Origin of the sequence: Pseudomonas sp. GCM10022186 (assembly GCF_042656385.1) — a bacterium.
GTDB lineage: Bacteria > Pseudomonadota > Gammaproteobacteria > Pseudomonadales > Pseudomonadaceae > Metapseudomonas.
The window spans coordinates 217,071-233,691 of the sequence record NZ_JBHSOU010000063.1 but is presented as its reverse complement, the minus strand read 5'-3'; the positions used below and the strand labels follow the sequence as shown (position 1 = coordinate 233,691).

Annotated in this window: 13 protein-coding genes and 1 pseudogene; 8 read left to right on the top strand and 6 right to left on the bottom strand. The window is 66.0% G+C overall.

Annotation, left to right across the window (positions count from 1 at the left end; genetic code table 11):
- The first annotated feature begins 3 nt into the window (after positions 1-3).
- The 3 genes from ACFPU0_RS22150 (at position 4) to ACFPU0_RS22140 (ending at position 5,552) form a co-directional block, all read left to right on the top strand.
- Positions 4-1,107 carry an efflux RND transporter periplasmic adaptor subunit gene (locus ACFPU0_RS22150; protein WP_377695438.1) on the top strand — a complete coding sequence of 368 codons (1,104 nt, stop codon included), beginning with the start codon at positions 4-6 and terminating at the stop codon, positions 1,105-1,107.
- A gap of 6 nt (positions 1,108-1,113) precedes the next feature.
- Positions 1,114-4,230 (top strand): efflux RND transporter permease subunit, encoded by a 3,117-nt coding sequence (locus ACFPU0_RS22145; RefSeq protein ID WP_377695437.1) that lies wholly within the window; start codon positions 1,114-1,116, stop codon positions 4,228-4,230.
- A gap of 152 nt (positions 4,231-4,382) precedes the next feature.
- Positions 4,383-5,552, top strand: a complete 1,170-nt coding sequence (locus ACFPU0_RS22140) for an aromatic ring-hydroxylating oxygenase subunit alpha (RefSeq protein WP_377695436.1) — start codon at positions 4,383-4,385, stop codon at positions 5,550-5,552.
- Positions 5,553-5,693: 141 nt separating this feature from the next.
- On the opposite strand, the gene ACFPU0_RS22135 is transcribed toward ACFPU0_RS22140, so the two are convergent.
- From ACFPU0_RS22135 to plsB, 5 genes and pseudogenes are all read right to left on the bottom strand, one after another.
- A complete protein-coding gene (locus ACFPU0_RS22135; RefSeq protein ID WP_377695435.1) occupies positions 5,694-6,371 on the bottom strand; it encodes a DUF4197 domain-containing protein in 678 nt (225 codons plus the stop codon).
- A 29-nt stretch (positions 6,372-6,400) separates the two neighbouring features.
- Positions 6,401-6,568, bottom strand: a pseudogene (locus ACFPU0_RS22130) (YbaY family lipoprotein); the annotation flags it as partial.
- A 34-nt stretch (positions 6,569-6,602) separates the two neighbouring features.
- Positions 6,603-7,952, bottom strand: coding sequence for a hypothetical protein (locus ACFPU0_RS22125; protein WP_377695434.1), 1,350 nt, complete (start codon positions 7,950-7,952; stop codon positions 6,603-6,605).
- Complete coding sequence (locus ACFPU0_RS22120) at positions 7,949-8,215, bottom strand: hypothetical protein (RefSeq protein WP_377695433.1); 267 nt, start codon at positions 8,213-8,215, stop codon at positions 7,949-7,951. Before ACFPU0_RS22120 ends, ACFPU0_RS22125 begins: the two co-directional genes overlap by 4 nt.
- Positions 8,216-8,393: 178 nt before the next feature.
- Positions 8,394-10,892: a glycerol-3-phosphate 1-O-acyltransferase PlsB gene (plsB, locus tag ACFPU0_RS22115; RefSeq protein ID WP_377695432.1), complete on the bottom strand. Its 2,499-nt coding sequence runs from the start codon at positions 10,890-10,892 to the stop codon at positions 8,394-8,396.
- A 230-nt stretch (positions 10,893-11,122) separates the two neighbouring features.
- Between plsB and ACFPU0_RS22110 the strand changes: the two genes are divergently transcribed.
- From ACFPU0_RS22110 to ACFPU0_RS22090, 5 genes are all read left to right on the top strand, one after another.
- A complete protein-coding gene (locus ACFPU0_RS22110; RefSeq protein ID WP_377695431.1) occupies positions 11,123-12,046 on the top strand; it encodes an ABC transporter ATP-binding protein in 924 nt (307 codons plus the stop codon).
- On the top strand, positions 12,043-12,777 hold the full coding sequence (locus ACFPU0_RS22105) for an ABC transporter permease subunit (protein ID WP_377695430.1): 735 nt from the start codon (positions 12,043-12,045) through the stop codon (positions 12,775-12,777). Before ACFPU0_RS22110 ends, ACFPU0_RS22105 begins: the two co-directional genes overlap by 4 nt.
- A gap of 2 nt (positions 12,778-12,779) precedes the next feature.
- Positions 12,780-14,615, top strand: a complete 1,836-nt coding sequence (locus ACFPU0_RS22100; protein ID WP_377695429.1) for a GldG family protein — start codon at positions 12,780-12,782, stop codon at positions 14,613-14,615.
- A gap of 10 nt (positions 14,616-14,625) precedes the next feature.
- Complete coding sequence (locus ACFPU0_RS22095) at positions 14,626-15,615, top strand: DUF4340 domain-containing protein (RefSeq protein WP_377695428.1); 990 nt, start codon at positions 14,626-14,628, stop codon at positions 15,613-15,615.
- A 329-nt stretch (positions 15,616-15,944) separates the two neighbouring features.
- Positions 15,945-16,154, top strand: a complete 210-nt coding sequence (locus ACFPU0_RS22090) for a cold-shock protein (RefSeq protein WP_016494409.1) — start codon at positions 15,945-15,947, stop codon at positions 16,152-16,154.
- Positions 16,155-16,243: 89 nt separating this feature from the next.
- Here the strand turns inward: ACFPU0_RS22090 and ACFPU0_RS22085 are convergent, their stop codons facing one another.
- The gene (locus tag ACFPU0_RS22085) at positions 16,244-16,615 is read right to left on the bottom strand and encodes a hypothetical protein (RefSeq protein ID WP_377695427.1); all 372 of its coding nucleotides are present in this window, start codon (positions 16,613-16,615) and stop codon (positions 16,244-16,246) included.
- Positions 16,616-16,621: the final 6 nt, after the last annotated feature.

The window sequence follows — 16,621 nt, the reverse complement described above, 5'->3', positions numbered from 1 at the left end:
ATCATGTTCCGCCATGCCTTGTCCCTCGCCCTGCCCATTTCCCTGTCCCTTCTGATCTCTGCCTGCGGCAACGGTGAACCGGTGCAGCAGGCCGTGCGTCCGGCCATGGTGGTGCAGCCGGAGCCGGCGGCGGATGCGGTGGATACCTTCCCGGGCGAGGTGCGGGCGCGCCATGAACCCGAGCTGGCCTTCCGTATCGGCGGCAAGGTTTCCCGGCGGCTGGTGGAAATAGGCGCGCGGGTGAAGAAGGACCAGCCCCTGGCCGAGCTGGACCCGCAGGACATGCGCCTGCAACTGGAAGCCACCCGGGCCCAGGTCGCGGCCGCCGAGGCCAACCTCAAGCTGGTGCAGGCCGAGCGCGACCGCTACCGCACCCTGCTGGAGCGCCAGATGATCAGCCGCTCCCAGTACGACAACGTGGAAAACCAGTACCGCGCCGGCGAGGCGCGGGTGAAGCAGATCAAGGCCGAGTTCAATGTCGCCAGCAATCAGGCCGCCTACACCGTGCTGCGGGCGTCCCAGGACGGCGTGATCGCCAGCCGTCGTGCCGAGGTGGGCCAGGTGGTGGCCGCCGGCCAGACCGTCTTCACCCTGGCCGCCGACGGCGACCGTGAAGTACTGATCAGCTTGCCGGAGCACGTCATCGACCGCTTCAAGGTCGGCCAGGAGGTGGCGGTGGAGCTCTGGTCGCTGCCCGGCCAGCGCTTCCCGGCGCGTATCCGCGAGCTGGCGCCGGCCGCCGATCCGCAGTCGCGTACCTTCGCCGCGCGGGTCGCCTTCGCCGACGGCAAGGCGCCGGCGGAGCTGGGCCAGAGCGCCCGCGTGTATATCCGCAACAACGGCGCGGTGCCGCTTTCCGTGCCGCTCTCGGCACTGACCGCCGAGGCCGGCCAACCCTATGTCTGGGTGGTGGACCCCAGGGATTCGACCCTCCAGCGCCGCCTGGTGCGCGTCGGCCCCTATGGCGAGGACCGGGTACCGGTGCTCGAAGGCCTGAAGCCGGAGGACTGGGTGGTGGCCGCCGGTGTCCAGGTGTTACGCGAGGGGCAGCCGGTGCGGCCGGTGGACCGAGCCAACCGCTCGGTGAAACTGCTGGCCAAGGAGTAAGGCGCCGTGAACTTCAACCTCTCCGCCTGGGCGCTGCAGAACCGCCAGATCGTCCTCTACATCATGCTGCTGCTGGGGATTGTCGGGGCCATTTCCTATACCAAGCTGGGGCAGAGCGAAGACCCGCCCTTCACCTTCAAGGCCATGGTGATCCGCACCAACTGGCCGGGGGCGAGCGCCGAGGAGGTGGCCCGCCAGATCACCGAACGCATCGAGAAGAAACTGATGGAGACCGGCGAATACGACCGGATCGTCTCATTCTCGCGTCCCGGCGAGTCCCAGGTGACCTTCATCGCGCGTGATTCGATGCGTTCCGCCGAGATCCCCGAGCTCTGGTACCAGGTGCGCAAGAAGATCGGCGACATCCGCCATACCTTGCCGCAGGGCATCCAGGGGCCTTTCTTCAACGACGAATTCGGCACCACCTTCGGCAACATCTACGCCCTGACCGGCGAGGGGTTCGACTACGCGGTGCTCAAGGACTACGCCGACCGCATCCAGCTGCAGCTGCAGCGGGTCAAGGACGTGGGCAAGGTCGAGCTGCTCGGCCTGCAGGACGAGAAGATCTGGATCGAGCTGTCCAACACCAAGCTGGCTACCCTGGGGCTGCCCCTTGAGGCCGTGCAGCAGGCCCTGGAGGAACAGAACGCGGTAGCCACCGCCGGCTTCTTCGAAACGCCCAGCGACCGTGTGCAGCTGCGGGTATCCGGCCGTTTCGATTCGGTGAGGGAGATCCGCGACTTCCCCATTCGCGTGGGGGACCGCACCTTCCGCATTGGTGACGTGGCCGAGGTGCGCCGCGGCTTCAACGACCCGCCGGCGCCGCGCATGCGTTTCATGGGCGAGGATGCCATAGGCCTGGCGGTGTCCATGAAGGCCGGCGGCGACATCCTGGTCCTCGGCCAGGCGCTGGAGAGCGAATTCGCCCGCCTGCAGGAGAACCTGCCGGCCGGCATGCAGCTGCGCAAGGTGTCGGATCAGCCGGCGGCGGTGAAGACCGGGGTAGGGGAGTTCGTTCGCGTGCTCGCCGAAGCCCTGATCATCGTGCTGCTGGTGAGCTTCTTCTCCCTTGGCCTGCGCACCGGCCTGGTTGTGGCGCTGTCCATTCCGCTGGTGCTGGCGATGACCTTCGCGCTGATGTACTACCTCGGCATCGGCCTGCACAAGATTTCCCTCGGCGCCCTGGTGCTGGCCCTGGGCCTGCTGGTGGACGACGCGATCATCGCGGTGGAGATGATGGCCATCAAGATGGAGCAGGGCTACGACCGCCTCAAGGCGGCCAGCTTCGCCTGGAGCAGCACGGCCTTCCCCATGCTCACCGGTACCCTGATCACCGCCGCCGGCTTCCTGCCCATCGCCACCGCGCAATCCGGTACCGGCGAATACACCCGTTCGATCTTCCAGGTGGTGACCATCGCCCTGGTGGTGTCCTGGATCGCCGCGGTGATGTTCGTGCCCTACCTGGGCGACCGCCTGCTGCCGGACCTTGCCAGGCTCCACGCGCAGAAGCACGGCGGCAGCGGCAAGGGCCACGACCCCTATTCGACGCCCTTCTACCAGCGCGTCCGCCGCGTGGTTGAGTGGTGCGTGCGGCGGCGCAAGACGGTGATCCTGCTGACCCTGGCCGCCTTCATCGCCTCAATCGCGCTGTTCCGCTTCGTACCCCAGCAGTTCTTCCCGGCCTCCGGGCGCCTGGAACTGATGGTGGACCTCAAGCTCGGCGAGGGCTCGTCCCTGGCCAATACCGAGGCCGAGGTCAAGCGCCTGGAGCAGCTGCTGCGCGAGCATCCGGGGGTGGATAACTACGTGGCCTATGTCGGCACCGGTTCGCCGCGCTTCTACCTGCCGCTGGACCAGCAGCTGCCGGCGGCGAGCTTCGCCCAGTTCGTGGTGCTGGCCAAGTCCATCGAATCCCGCGAGGAAATCCGCAACTGGCTGATCCAGACCCTGAACGACGAGTTCCCCACCCTGCGCAGCCGCATCTCGCGCCTGGAGAACGGTCCGCCGGTGGGCTACCCGGTACAGTTCCGCGTCTCCGGCGAGCATATAGACGAAGTCCGCGCCCTGGCCCGCAAGGTGGCCGACAAGGTGCGCGAGAACCCCCATGTGGTGAACGTGCACCTGGACTGGGAAGAGCCGAGCAAGGTGGTGCGGCTGAACATCGACCAGGACCGCGCCCGCGCCATGGGCGTGAGCACCGCCGACCTGTCGCGCTTCCTGCAGAGTTCGCTGACCGGCGCGCCGGTGAGCCAGTTCCGCGAGGACAACGAGCTGATCGAGATCCTCCTGCGCGGCACCCTCCGCGAGCGCCAGGAGCTGGCCCTGCTGCCGAGCCTGGCGGTGCCCACGGACAATGGTCGCAGCGTGCCGCTGTCGCAGATCGCCACCCTGGAGTACGGCTTCGAGGAAGGCATCATCTGGCATCGCGACCGCCTGCCCACCGTCACCGTGCGCGCCGACATCTACGACAAGTCGTTGCCGGCCAGCCTGGTCAAGGAAATCTCGCCGAGCCTGGACCCGATCCGCGCCGAATTGCCGGATGGCTACCTGCTCGACGTGGGCGGCACCGTGGAAGACTCGGCCCGTGGGCAGAAGTCGGTGAACGCCGGCATGCCACTGTTCGTGGTGGTGGTGCTGACCTTGCTGATGCTGCAGCTCAGGAGCTTCTCGCGCTCGGCCATGGTGTTCCTCACCGCGCCCCTGGGGCTGATCGGCGTGACCCTTTTCCTGCTGGTGTTCCGCCAGCCCTTCGGCTTCGTCGCGATGCTCGGCACCATCGCCCTGGCGGGGATGATCATGCGCAACTCGGTGATCCTGGTGGACCAGATCGAGCAGGACATCGCCGCCGGCCTGGATCGCTGGCACGCCATCATCGAAGCCACGGTGCGGCGCTTCCGTCCCATAGTGCTTACCGCCCTGGCGGCGGTGCTGGCGATGATCCCACTGTCGCGCAGCGTGTTCTTCGGCCCCATGGCCGTGGCCATCATGGGCGGCCTGATAGTCGCCACCGCCCTGACCCTGCTGTTCCTGCCGGCGCTCTATGCGGCCTGGTTCCGGGTCAAACCGGCGGAGGCACAGCAGGACCAGCCGGTGCTGGCGCCCGACGCCCAACCCAGCCACTAATCACAAAGGCCCCTTCGTGGGCCTTTTTCATGGCCGTTCCGGTCGTTTCCGCCAATCACTAGGTCACTTCCCCCAGGCCCCTTGGCACTGTCCGCGTCCGGACGGAGACTGGCCGCACGCATCACCGACCGACAGAAAAAGAAGAGGTGACCATGCAGCACGCGACCCAGGTGGAATTGCTCAAGCGGACCCTGGCCCTGGTGGAACAGGGCATCACCGACTGCGTCGAAGCGCCCTCGGCCCTGCCAGTGGAGGCTTACCTGGACGAGCAGCGCTACCGCCGCGAACGGGACGAGGTGCTGCGTCGCGAGCCGCTGCTGGTGGCCCGTTCCGGCGAGATCGCCCCCGGCCACTTCATCACCCGCGACCTGTTGGCGCCACTGCTGCTGATGCGCGACGAGCAGGGCCGCCTTCGCGGCTTCCTGAACGTCTGCAAGCACCGTGGCACCCAATTGGTGAGCGACACCGCCGGGCGCAACCGGGTGTTCGTCTGCCCCTACCACGCCTGGGCCTACAACCCGGATGGCCAGCTACGCGGAATCCCCCATGGCTATGGTTTCGAAGGCATCGACCGGGCCTGCCTGAACCTCACCGAGGTGCCGGTGGCCGAGCGTTTCGGCGCAGTCTGGGCGCGCCATTCGCCGGGGCCGGCGCTGGACCTGGAGGCCTTCTTCGGCGAGCAGATCCTCGCCGACTTCGACAGCTTCGCCCTGGACGACCACGTGCTGTTCGATCCCCAGGACATCCGCCGGCCGGTGAACTGGAAGCTGACCATCGACACCTTCCTGGAGAACTACCACGTCGCCAAGGCGCACCAGGCCACCATCGACCACCTGTTCTGGCCCAACCTCGGGTTGTTCGAGCGCTTCGGCCGGCATGTACGCAACTACTACGCGAAGCGCAACCTGCGGGAAGTCCTCGACCAGCCCGAATGCGACTGGAACCTGCGCCGCCACGGCAATCTGCTGTATTTCCTCTGGCCCAATACCTTAGTGTTGGTGGAGCCGGACCATATCGATTTTTCCACCGTGTTCCCCGACGGCCCGCTGGCCACCCGAGTGCTCGGCCATACCCTGTTGCCCGAAGCGCCGGTCACGGAGAAGGCGCTGCGCTACTTCGAGAAGAACAACGCCATTCTCTATTCGGCCCTGGAGGAGGACTTCGCCATGGCCGCGAGGGTGCAGGCGGGCATCCAGGCCGGCGCCAGCGACCGGCTCTGGCATGGGCGTTTCGAGCAGGCCCTGAGGTGGTTTCACCAGGGGCTGGACGAGGCGCTGGGGGACCCCCGGGTATCCGTACTTACGGGGGACGCCGGACGGTAGCCCGGATGCAATCCGGGAAGTGTGGCGCGGCGATTCCCGGATTTCATCCGGGCTACAACTCGCGAAGAAGCCCGCTTCGAGAGCAAGCTCGCTCCTACAACGGCAACTGCAACCCGTTGGCGGTGCCTGTGACTGAGCGCCTCAAAGCGCCCCGAACACCTTCTTCGCCAGGCCGGTGGCGGCACCCGCCGGGTTCTGGCGGATGCTGGCTTCCTGCTCGGCGATCAGCTTGAACAGGCCGTCCAGGGCCTCTTCGGTCACGTAGCTCTCGATATTGGCGCTCTTGGCGTCCACCACGCCGAAGCTGGCGGCCTGGCCGGCGAAGCTGTTGTATTGCTGCGCCAGGCCGACCTTGTCGGTGGCCTGCTTGACGATGGGCAGGAACTTCGCGCGCAGCTGTTCACGGCTGGACTTGTTCAGGTACTGGGTGGCGGCGTCCTCCGGACCGGCGAGGATGCCCTTGGCGTCCTGCACCGTCATCTTTTTCACCGCATCCACCAGCAGTGCCTGGGCCTGGGGCACCGCGGATTCGGCCGCCGCGTTCATGGTCGCTTCGAGCTGTTCGACCTGGGCACCCATGCCCATCATCTTCATGGTCTTGGCTGCCTTGCCGAGCTTGCCCGGCAGTTCGATGCGTACTTGCGGGTTGTCGTTGAAGCCGCCGGGCTTGCCGAGCTGCTGCACGGCAACCTTGGCGCCCTGGGTCAGGGCGTCCTTCAGGCCACCGCTGGCATCCTGCTGGCTGAGGTCGGCGAGGGACAGGGCGAAGGCGCTGGCGGACAGGGCGAGGCCGGCAAAGAGGGCGGTGATTCGAAACATGGCGGCATCCTTGTTGCGGTGGGGTTCTTCTAGCGAACGGGGTCGACCTTGATACGCAGCGGTTGCGGGTCGGTGCCGTCGAGTTTAACCGAGTGTCGCTCGGTGCTGATGAACATCAGCCTGCCGTCCAGTTCGGTGCGCGCGCTCACCGAGCAGCTTCGGTTCGGCTGCACCTTGGCAGGGTAGTCGAGGCGGTAAAAGGCCGCGCCCCCGTATGGGGCGCGCGTGGGGTCAGCGCGCCGTGTCGTCCAGCGTGGTGCTGGAGATGGCGTTGAGGGTGTTGTTGAACTGCACCGTCTCGTTGAATGCCTTGACCAGGGCGCGGAAGCGATCCTTGGCGCCGATCAGCTGCTTGAGTTTTTCCGCCAGTTCCTCGTCCTTGCGGTTCAGCGCCGCGTCGCGCTCGTCCAGGGCCTCGGCGCGACGGGCCAGGGTCTCGGTCAACTCGTCGTTGCGCTGCTTCTCCAGGCGCAGGGTCTCGGCGAACTTGGCGGTGCTGCGGTCGCGGGCCTCGACGTTCTCGGCCAGGGCCTTGAGCGCGGCGCTGCGTTCGGCCAGGGCGCGGGCATTGTCCTCGGCATTGCGCTCGAGGTTGGAGACTTCGCGGGTCAGGCGGGCTTCCAGCAGGCGCAGCTGTTCTTCCTTGTCGGCCAGGAGCCGTTCCTTCTCGTGGAGCTGCAACTTGCGCTGGTCCAGGCTTTCCTGCTGTTTCACCGCTTCCAGTTTCTGCTGGGCCAGCCCCGTGGCCATGTCTGCCAGGGACTTGAGGGTGCTCTGCACGTCGTTCAGGACGTTGTCGGTAGCGCTGGCGAGGGAGGTGCTGAGGGAAGGTTGCGGCAGGCGCTGCTGCTCTTTCTCGGGGCCTTCCTGGGATTTCGGTCCTGGCTCTGCTGCGGCTGCCCGGGGCTCAGGCTGCGCTGCAGCGGTGAGATCGGCGCTCAGCTTCAAGATGTCTCCGGGTTCCAGCTGGGTTTCGCTTTCGGATGCCGTCGCGGGAGCTGCTTCATGGTTGCCGGCATCCGCTGCGACCGCCTCAGGGGCTTCTTCCGGGATATCCGGCGCGGCATCGGGCACCCTGGATTCCACGCTCGGCGACGACGGCAGGCTGAAGTCCGCGCCCAGGATCAGGCCACTGATGAAGGTGTGCGGCCCTTGCCAGGTTTCCGCCTGCTTCTCGGCGACGGTAACCGCCGGCGCTTCATGCGCACCGTTGGGCGACTCGACCGCTTGCCGCTGGGGAAGGTCGTCCGCCTCCTGCTCCCGGGTGGCCTCGCCGATTTCGGCGGCCATGGCTTTCAGGTCGGGAGGCGTGGGCTCACGGGTCTCCATAGCGGAAACCTGGTCGTCGCTCCGGGGGAGCGTTTCTTCCCTCGTTGCGGGGGCGTCCGCCGGCAATGGCAGGGTGGCGGGCAAGGGGGCGCCGGTATTGCTGCTTTCACGGGTGGCGATCAGCTTGTTCACCGAGGCCCTGTTGATCGACAGGCTATGGTGGTCGCTGGCCGAGGCAGGATTCTCGCCCTGGCCGGTGATCTCGCCCTTGAGATCGATGAAGTGGAAGTCCAGTTTTTCCGATCCGCTCACTGTTCGTCCCCCTTGGTGATCTGTTTCAGCACCTGCACCGCATACTGCCATGCCTGCCTCGACTCCAGCCGCTCGAGCCGGTAGCCGGCCTCATGGGGCACCGCGCTGGCGATGTACACCTTGGAGGTGCCCTGGCGACCCTCTTCGTTGAGGGTGTAGACGAGGATGTTGCGGTCGATCCGGGGGATGGCAAAGCTGCACAGGACGGCGGCGTTGACCGATTCCCGGGCTTCGTTCTCGACAGTGATGGTTCTCAACAGCATGGGTGGGTCTTCCGTGTTCGGGGCGGAAATGCGCTCGGATGACCGAGGCAGTGCAGCGCCGAATGGTACGGAGGGGACCGGGTCAAACCTGTCGGGAGTTGTCCGGTTGTTATGTGGGAACAGTCTTAAAAGGGGAGCGAGGAGGCGCCAGGCCCGCCGGGGCCTGGCGCTGGGTGGATCAGCCGGCTTCCACCGGGGCTTCCGGTTCGGGTTCGGCCTGGCGGTCGAATGCCACCTGACGGATGGACAGGCGGATCTCCGCGGGCAGCACGCGCTTGGCCGCGCCTTCGGCCAGCTCGCCGAGCAGTTCGTGGTAGCCGAGCTTGCCGGTTTCGTTCCGGCGCAGCACGCGCTGGTCCAGCAGGGTCTGGATGAAGTGGCGGAACAGGCTCTTGTCGAAGAACTCCGGGGCGTTCAGGCCATGAAGGATCGACAGGCGCTGGGCCATCACGGTGCAGAGGTCTTCCAGCTCTTCAGCGCTCAGCTGGTGCTGCCCGGCGTTGAGCAGCAGGGCGATGGCCATGTAGAAGCGCTGCAGGGTCTGGACTATGGCGCGGGCCAGCAGGGTGAGCAGGACGAACTGCCGCGAGCTGGGCGCCGGGCGCACGTAGACGTCGCCCTCCGTCTTCAGCAGGTCCTGCTCGACGAAGGCGGCCAGCCACTGGTCGACCACGCCCTCCAGTTCGCTGGCGTCCCAGCGGATGAACAGCTCGGCCTGCAGGTAAGGGTAGAGCGCGCGGGTGTAGCGCAGGATCTGCTCCCGGCTCATCCGCGAGCTGCTCTGGAAGAAGCAGGCCAACAGGGCCGGCAGGGCGAACACGTGGAGCACGTTGTTGCGGTAGTAGGTCATGAGGACGGCGTTCTGCTCGTCCAGGAAGAGGATCTTGCCCAGGGCGTCCTTCTGCTCGGCCAGCAGGTCCATGCTCTGCACGTACTGGATCAGTGCCTGGCCATCGCCCTCCGGCAGGGTGGCGTGGGGCGAGTAGGGCACGGCGCGGAGCAGGGCCAGGTAGAGGTCGAGCACGCGGGTCAGGGCACGCTCGTCCAGGGCCAGGCGGCTGGTGGAAAGCAGCGCCAGGGCCACCAGGTTGACCGGGTTGATCGCCGCCGCGTCGTTGAGGTGGCGGGCGATGCGTACGGCCAGCCGGTTGGTGGTGTCGTTGAGCCAGGCCGGGCGGAACTGCGGGCCCAGTTCCTCGGCGCGCCAGTCCGGCTGCTGCTGGTCGAGGAACTCGGCCAGCTTGATGGGTTCGCCGAAGTTCACCGCCACCCGGCCGAAGCGCAGCTTCAGGGCGCCGATGACCTTGAACAGGTCGAAGATGGACTCCTTCTTCTTGCTCGCCCCACGCAGTTCGCCCAGGTAGGTGCGGCCTTCCAGCACGCGCTCGTAGCCGATGTACACCGGCACGAAGACGATGGGCAGGCGCGAGGAGCGCAGGAAGCTGCGCAGGGTGATGGCGAGCATGCCGGTTTTCGGATGGAGCATGCGCCCGGTGCGTGAGCGGCCGCCCTCGACGAAGTACTCCACCGGGAAACCGCGGCTGAACAGGGTGTGCAGGTATTCGTTGAACACCGCCGTGTAGAGTGGATTGCCCTTGAAGGTGCGGCGCATGAAGAAGGCGCCGCCACGGCGCAGCAGGCCGCCGATCACCGGCATGTTGAGGTTGATGCCGGCGGCGATGTGCGGCGGCGTCAGGCCGTTGCGGAACAGCAGGTAGGACAGCAGCAGGTAGTCGATATGGCTGCGGTGGCAGGGCACGTAGATGACCTCGTGGCCATGGACGATCTCCTGCACGCCCTCGATATGGTTGACCTTGATGCCTTCATAGAGCTTGTTCCAGAACCAGGACAGCACCACTTCGAGGAAACGGATGGCGGTGTAGGCATAGTCCGAGGCGATCTCGTTGCCGTACTTCAGCGCCTGGGCCTCGGCCGTGGCCAGGCTGACCTTTTCGCGCTCGGCTTCCTCGGCTATGGCCTGGCGCACCAGCGGGCCGCGGACCAGCCCTTTCACCAGGTTGCGGCGGTGGGACAGGTCGGGGCCGATGACGGCGGTCTTCTGGTTGCGGAAGTGCACCCGCAGGATGCGGTTGACCATGCGCAGGGTGCGCTCCGGGCCCTTGTCCTGCTCCACCAGTTCGCGCAAGTGGATGGGGGCGGAGAACTGCACGCGGGTCTTGCGGCCGAGGATGAGGATGCTGACCAGCTTGCGCAGGCGTCCGGTCACCGCCCAGCTGTCGGCGAACAGCAGCTTCCAGGGACTGGTCTCGCGGTCCGGCGACTGGCCCCAGAACACCGTCACCGGGATGATCTGCGCGTCCTCCACGGCATGCTGCTGGAGGGCATTCAATACCCGCACCAGGGTGGGCGATGCGCCGCGTTTGTCCTGGCCGCCCAGCCAGCCGGGCTCCGGCGTCAGGTAGAAGAAGGCGGCTGGCTCCAGCAGCTCGCCCACCGCCACGGGAAGCACCGGGCGCGGCAGGGCCGCCTTGGTGCATTCCCGGTCAACCACCGCCAGGTCGCTGGCCGACGGTTGCTGCAGCACGTAGAACACCGGCTTGCTGCGGTCGAGCTTGAGGGTGAGGGCGGACTGGTTGATGGTTTCCGAACGTACCCACAGATAGAGCAGGCGGCGCAGGGTGCCGAAGGCAAGGCGGCGAAAGGGGGAGCGGGTCATGGTGCGGCAAGGCTGTGGAACGAGCGATTGCTCGGGGCGGCTAGTTTGCCGCATTCGCTTGTGGGTCGCAAAAAGGCTCTGGCTGTCGCATTTGCGCGATTGATCCTGCAACTTTTCGCACAAGTGGCCGTCTTGCATTGCCGTCGGCGGACTCCTTATAGTCCGCCAGCATTTCGCAAGGCCCCGGTGGCCAGCATGGCCAGGGGCTGTTCCCTTCGGAACTAGAGGCCATGATCGAGATAACCAATCTGACCAAGCGCTTTGCGCAGCACACAGCCGTGGACAACCTGTCCTTCCGTGTCGCACCCGGGGAGGTGCTGGGGTTCCTCGGCCCCAACGGCGCGGGCAAGTCCACCACCATGAAGATGCTGACCGGCTTCCTCGCGCCGACTTCCGGCAGCGCGAGCATCTTCGGTTTCGATATCCAGACCCAGACCCTCAAGGCCCAGCGGGAGATCGGCTATCTGCCGGAGGGCGCACCCTGCTACGGCGACATGACGGTTCGCGGCTTCCTCGAGTTCATTGCCGAGGTTCGTGGCTTGCGCGGCGCCGAGAAGAAACAGCGGGTGTCCCACGCGGTGGCGCAGCTGGAACTGGAACATGTCCTCGGCCAGTCCATCGAGACGCTTTCCAAGGGCTTCAAGCGCCGGGTCGGCCTGGCCCAGGCGATCCTTCACGATCCCCGCGTGCTGATCCTCGACGAGCCCACCGACGGCCTCGACCCGAACCAGAAGCACCAGGTGCGCCAGTTGATCCAGAGCCTGGCCCGCGACAAGATCGTGATCATCTCCACCCACATCCTCGAAGAGGTCACCGCGGTCTGCACCCGCGCCCTGGTGATCGCCTCCGGCAAGGTGGTGGCCGACGGAACGCCCTTCGAACTGGAAAGCCGCTCGCGCTATCACCAGGCGGTTACCCTGGTGGCGGACGAGCCGCTGGACATGCTGGCCCTGGCGGTGCTGCCGGGCGTTGCCGGCATCGAGGAGAACGGCATCCAGGGTGGCCTGACCATCCTCGCCAAGCCGGGTGCGGTGATCTTCCCGCAGGTGAACCAGCTGATCCATGCCCGTGGCTGGAAAGTGAAGGAGCTGGACGTGGAACGTGGCCGACTCGATGAAGTATTCCGCCGACTGACCCGGGGAGAAGCGGCATGAGGCAGTTGCCGGTGATTTTCAAACGCGAGCTGGCGAGCTACTTCGCCACGCCGCTGGCCTATGTGTTCATCGTGATCTTCCTGGTGCTGTCCGGGGTCTTCACCTTCTATCTGGGCGGCTTCTACGAAAGCGGCCAGGCCAGCCTGGCCCCCTTCTTCAACTTCCATCCCTGGCTCTACCTGTTCCTGGTGCCGGCCATCGCCATGCGCCTCTGGGCCGAGGAGCGCAAGTCCGGCTCCATCGAGCTGCTGATGACCCTGCCCATCACCCGCTTCGAGGCGGTCACCGGCAAGTTCCTCGCCGCCTGGGCCTTCTCCGGCCTGGCGCTGCTGCTGACCTTCCCCATGGTGATCACGGTCAACTACCTGGGCGAGCCGGATAACGGCGCCGTCATCACCGGCTACATCGGCAGCTGGCTGCTGGCAGGCGCTTTCCTGGCCATAGGTTCGTGCATGTCGGCGCTGGCCAAGAACCAGGTGATCGCCTTCATCCTCGCCGTCAGCGTGTGCTTCCTGTTCATTGTCAGCGGGTTCCCGCTGGTGCTGGACGCCTTCAGCGCCTGGGCCCCGCAATGGCTGCTGGACGCCGTGGCTTCGCTGAGCTTCCTGACCCGTTTCGATGCCATCAGCAAGGGTGTGATCGACCTGCGTGACCTGCTCTACTTCGTCACCCTGATCGCCGCCTGGCTGGCCGCCACCGCCGTGGTGGTCGATCTGAAGAAGGCCGACTGAAGATGAAAAGACTGATGTATTCCGGTGCCGGGCTGCTGCTCATCGCCCTGGCCTTCCTGGCGTTCAACATGCTCGCCGGACTGACCCTGACCAATGCCCGGGTCGACCTCACCGAGCAGAAGCTCTACACCATCTCCGACGGGACGAAGAAAATCCTCGGTGAGATCGACGAGCCCATCAACCTCTACTTCTTCTACTCCGACAAGACCGCCAAGGACCTGGTGGTGCTGCGCAACTACGCGCGGCGCGTGGAAGAGATGCTGAAGGCCTACGAGCGCGCCGCCAATGGCAAGCTCAAGCTGCAGATCATCGATCCCGAACCCTTCTCCGAGGAGGAGGACAAGGCTGCCGAGTTCGGCCTGCAGGCGATCCCGCTGGAGCAGGGCGGCGCCCAGGTCTACTTCGGCCTGGCCGGGACCAACAGCGTCGACGACACGCAGATCATCCCCTTCTTCCCGCTGGACCAGGAGGAGTTCCTCGAGTACGAGATCAGCCGCCTGGTGCAGAGCCTGGCCAAGTCCGAGCGGCCGGTGGTGGGCGTGCTCTCCGGGCTGCAGCTCAATGGCGGCTTCGACATGGCCAGCCGGCAGCCGACCCCGCCGTGGATGGTGATGGAGGAAATCCGCCAGCTGTTCCAGATCGAGAGCCTGAAGGGCGACATCGACCAGATCCCCGAGAACGTCTCGGTGCTGCTGCTGGTGCATCCGAAGAACCTGTCGCAGCAGACCCGGTACGCCATCGACCAGTTCGTCCTGCGCGGCGGCAAGCTGCTGGCCTTCGTCGATCCGTGGAGCGAGGCCGACAGCGGCATGGCAATGCCCGGCGAGCCGGGTGGCGACAAGTCCTCCGAACTGGACGAGCTGTTCAAGGCCTGGGGCCTGCAGCTGCTGCCGGGCAAGGTGCTGGGCGATGGCGCCAATGCCATGTCGGTGAGCATGGGCGCGGAAAAGCCGCCGGCGCGCCACGCGGCCTGGCTCAACCTGCCCGGGCACAGCCTCGACCAGGACGATGTCAGCACCGCCGGCCTGGAGAACATCACGGTGGCTACCGCGGGTATCCTCAAGCCGCTGGCAGGTGCCAGGACCCACTTCGTGCCGCTGATCCAGAGCTCCGAGTACGCCATGCCCTTCGACGTGCAGCGTTTCGGCATGCTCGCCGACCCCGAGGAGCTGATTCGCGAGCTCAAGCCCACCGGTGAGCGCTATGCGGTCGCCGCGCGCATCAGTGGCCCGGTGCAATCGGCCTTTCCCGATGGCATCGAGGGCCGCAAGGATGGTCTGAAGTCGGCGGAGAACATCAACGTGATAGCCGTCGCCGACACCGACATGCTGAGCGACCGCATGTGGGTGCAGGTGCAGGACTTCTTCGGCCAGCGTGTGCCGCAGCCCTGGGCCGACAACGCCGGTTTCGCCATCAACGCCCTGGACAACCTGGCCGGCTCCGATGCCCTGATCAGTGTCCGCTCCCGTGGCCGTTTCAGCCGCCCCTTCGAGGTGGTGGAGAAGCTCCAGCGCGACGCCGAGGTGAAGTTCCGCGAGCAGGAGCAGGAACTCCAGCAACGCCTGACCGATACCGAGCAGAAGCTGGCAGCGCTGCAGCAGGGCCAGGACCCGGCCAAGGCCCTGGAACTGACGCCGGAACAGCAGGCCGCGCTGCAGCAGTTCATCCAGGAGAAGCTGCGCATCCGCAAGGAACTGCGCGACGTGCGCTTCCAGCTCAATGCCAGCATCGAAGACCTGGGCCGCACCCTGAAATTCGTCAATATCGCCCTGGTGCCGCTGGTGCTGACACTGGGCGTACTGGCCCTGTGGCTCTGGCGCCGCCGGCGCCAGGCCTGAGGAGGCGACCATGGGACGCAAAGGTCTGATCATCCTTGCCTTGCTCGCACTCGGGCTGGGCGTGGCCTACTACATCCAGCAAGGCGATTCGCGGCCGCAACCCTCCGCAGTCGTCCGCGAGCCGCTGCTGCCCGGCCTGCAAGGCAGGCTGGCCAGCGTCACCGCCCTGGACGTACGGCGCCCCGGCCAGCCGGAGCTGCGCCTGGAACGCAAGGGCGAGCTCTGGGTGTTGCCGGCCAAGGCCGACTATCCCGCCGCCGGCCAGCCGGTGGCGACTCTGCTGCGTGCGCTGGCCGAGGCGCACAAGGTGGAGGCCAAGACCGCCAACCCGGAGCTGCACGGCCGTGTCGGCCTGGCCGACAAGGGCAATGACGAGGAGCAGGGCACACGCATCAAGCTGGAGCGCGGCGGCGAACCACCCCTGGAGCTGCTGGTGGGCAAGCCGGCCCAGCAGGGCAAGGGCCAACTGGTGCGCCTCTACGGGGACAACCAGGTCTGGCTGGTGGATCAGGCGCTGCCGCTGCCCGCCACCGAGTTGAACTGGCTGGATCGCCGGGTCGCCGAGATCCCCTTCGCCAGCGTTCGCCAGGTGGAGGTGGCCTACCCCAATGGCAGCCAGTTGACCGTCTACCGGGACTCGGCGGAGGAGCCCAACCTCAAGCTCAAGCAGCTGCCCAAGGGGCGCCGCTTGGCCTACGAGGCCGCCGCCAACGGCATGGCGACCCTGTTTGCGGCGCTGACCTTCGTCGACAATGCGCCCCTGGCCCAGGTGCAGTTCAAGGGCAGGCCGATGCTGAGCTTCAGCCTCTCCACCTTCGACGGCGGCGAGTTGCGCGGTGAGGTCTACGAGCAGGGTGGACAGCCCTGGCTGGTACTCAAGGGCAAGGACCGGCTCGCCGACGATCTGGTGCCGGGCAAGCTGGACTGGGCCTATCGGCTCGAGCCGTTCCAGTATCAGGCGCTGGCCAGGAAACTCGAGGATGTGCTGGCCGGGAAGTAGCGCAAGTTGTTGCAGGAAGGCGGGATATCGGACAAAGACCAGTCGATTCCCGCCTATCCTTATGCCCGATTTCGTACTTCCAAAGAACCAGAAAAGGGCGTCCAGCCCGCGTGGCGCGGCCATTGCGCACTGTCATAAAAAAGTGCTTTTCAGCACGAACGCTTGTCGTATACTCCGGTCGCGGTCATAAAAAGAACGCCATTCGAAATACCCGCTCCAAGCTTGCATCGGCCGGGGTTGGATATAACAAGAAGAACGTCTTTACCGCACCGTCGAAACCCCCGGAAAAAGGGGGCAAACAACAAAATTGCGAGTTGGAGAGAGCAGTAATGGCTGATCGTGAGGTCGGAACCGTCAAGTGGTTCAATGACGCCAAGGGCTATGGTTTCATTCAGCGCGAAAGCGGTCCTGATGTATTCGTTCACTACCGCGCTATCCGCGGCGAGGGGCACCGCTCTCTGCTGGAAGGCCAGAAAGTGGAGTTTTCCGTGATCCAGGGCCAGAAAGGCCTGCAGGCGGAAGACGTCGCCAAGGTCTGAGACTCAAAAACAAGAGGCCCGTCAGTGACGGGCCTTTTGCTTTCTGCGGTTCCCGCATCCGTGCGATCGCCGCGAGGGGCGCAGGCCCTTCAGTCCGTGCGCCAGATGATTTCCTGCTCGCCTTCCGCGTTCAGCTTGATCCAGCGGTCGGCGTCCTCTTCGCCCTGCGCTTCCTGCCAGCCACCCGGCGCGCAGCGGATTTCCACCCCGAGGGCTGCAAAGGCCGCGCGGGCACAACCCAGATCATCCTCCCAGGGCGTGGCGTCACTCTCCAGGTAGAGGCTGTGCCACTTGCCCACGGCCCTGGGCAGCCAGGTGACGGGAATGTCACCGGCCAGGCACTTGAGGGTCTGGCCCTTCTGCTGCCAGGGTGTGCAGGGACCCAGCGCCTCGTTGAGCCAGGCTGTGACCGCTTCCTGGTCGGCGTCCTTGAGGTAGATCTCGATATCGGGTTGGCGCATGGTCAG

Excerpts from the sequence above, each read along its gene's own strand:
- ACFPU0_RS22100 (WP_377695429.1), top strand. The coding sequence starts at position 12,780 with ATGAAAAGACTGATGTATTCCGGTGCCGGGCTGCTGCTCATCGCCCTG.
- ACFPU0_RS22085 (WP_377695427.1), bottom strand. The coding sequence starts at position 16,615 with ATGCGCCAACCCGATATCGAGATCTACCTCAAGGACGCCGACCAGGAA.
- plsB (WP_377695432.1), bottom strand. The coding sequence starts at position 10,892 with ATGACCCGCTCCCCCTTTCGCCGCCTTGCCTTCGGCACCCTGCGCCGC.
- ACFPU0_RS22140 (WP_377695436.1), top strand. The coding sequence starts at position 4,383 with ATGCAGCACGCGACCCAGGTGGAATTGCTCAAGCGGACCCTGGCCCTG.
- ACFPU0_RS22105 (WP_377695430.1), top strand. The coding sequence starts at position 12,043 with ATGAGGCAGTTGCCGGTGATTTTCAAACGCGAGCTGGCGAGCTACTTC.
- ACFPU0_RS22120 (WP_377695433.1), bottom strand. The coding sequence starts at position 8,215 with ATGCTGTTGAGAACCATCACTGTCGAGAACGAAGCCCGGGAATCGGTC.
- ACFPU0_RS22150 (WP_377695438.1), top strand. The coding sequence starts at position 4 with ATGTTCCGCCATGCCTTGTCCCTCGCCCTGCCCATTTCCCTGTCCCTT.
- ACFPU0_RS22110 (WP_377695431.1), top strand. The coding sequence starts at position 11,123 with ATGATCGAGATAACCAATCTGACCAAGCGCTTTGCGCAGCACACAGCC.
- ACFPU0_RS22095 (WP_377695428.1), top strand. The coding sequence starts at position 14,626 with ATGGGACGCAAAGGTCTGATCATCCTTGCCTTGCTCGCACTCGGGCTG.
- ACFPU0_RS22135 (WP_377695435.1), bottom strand. The coding sequence starts at position 6,371 with ATGTTTCGAATCACCGCCCTCTTTGCCGGCCTCGCCCTGTCCGCCAGC.
- ACFPU0_RS22090 (WP_016494409.1), top strand. The coding sequence starts at position 15,945 with ATGGCTGATCGTGAGGTCGGAACCGTCAAGTGGTTCAATGACGCCAAG.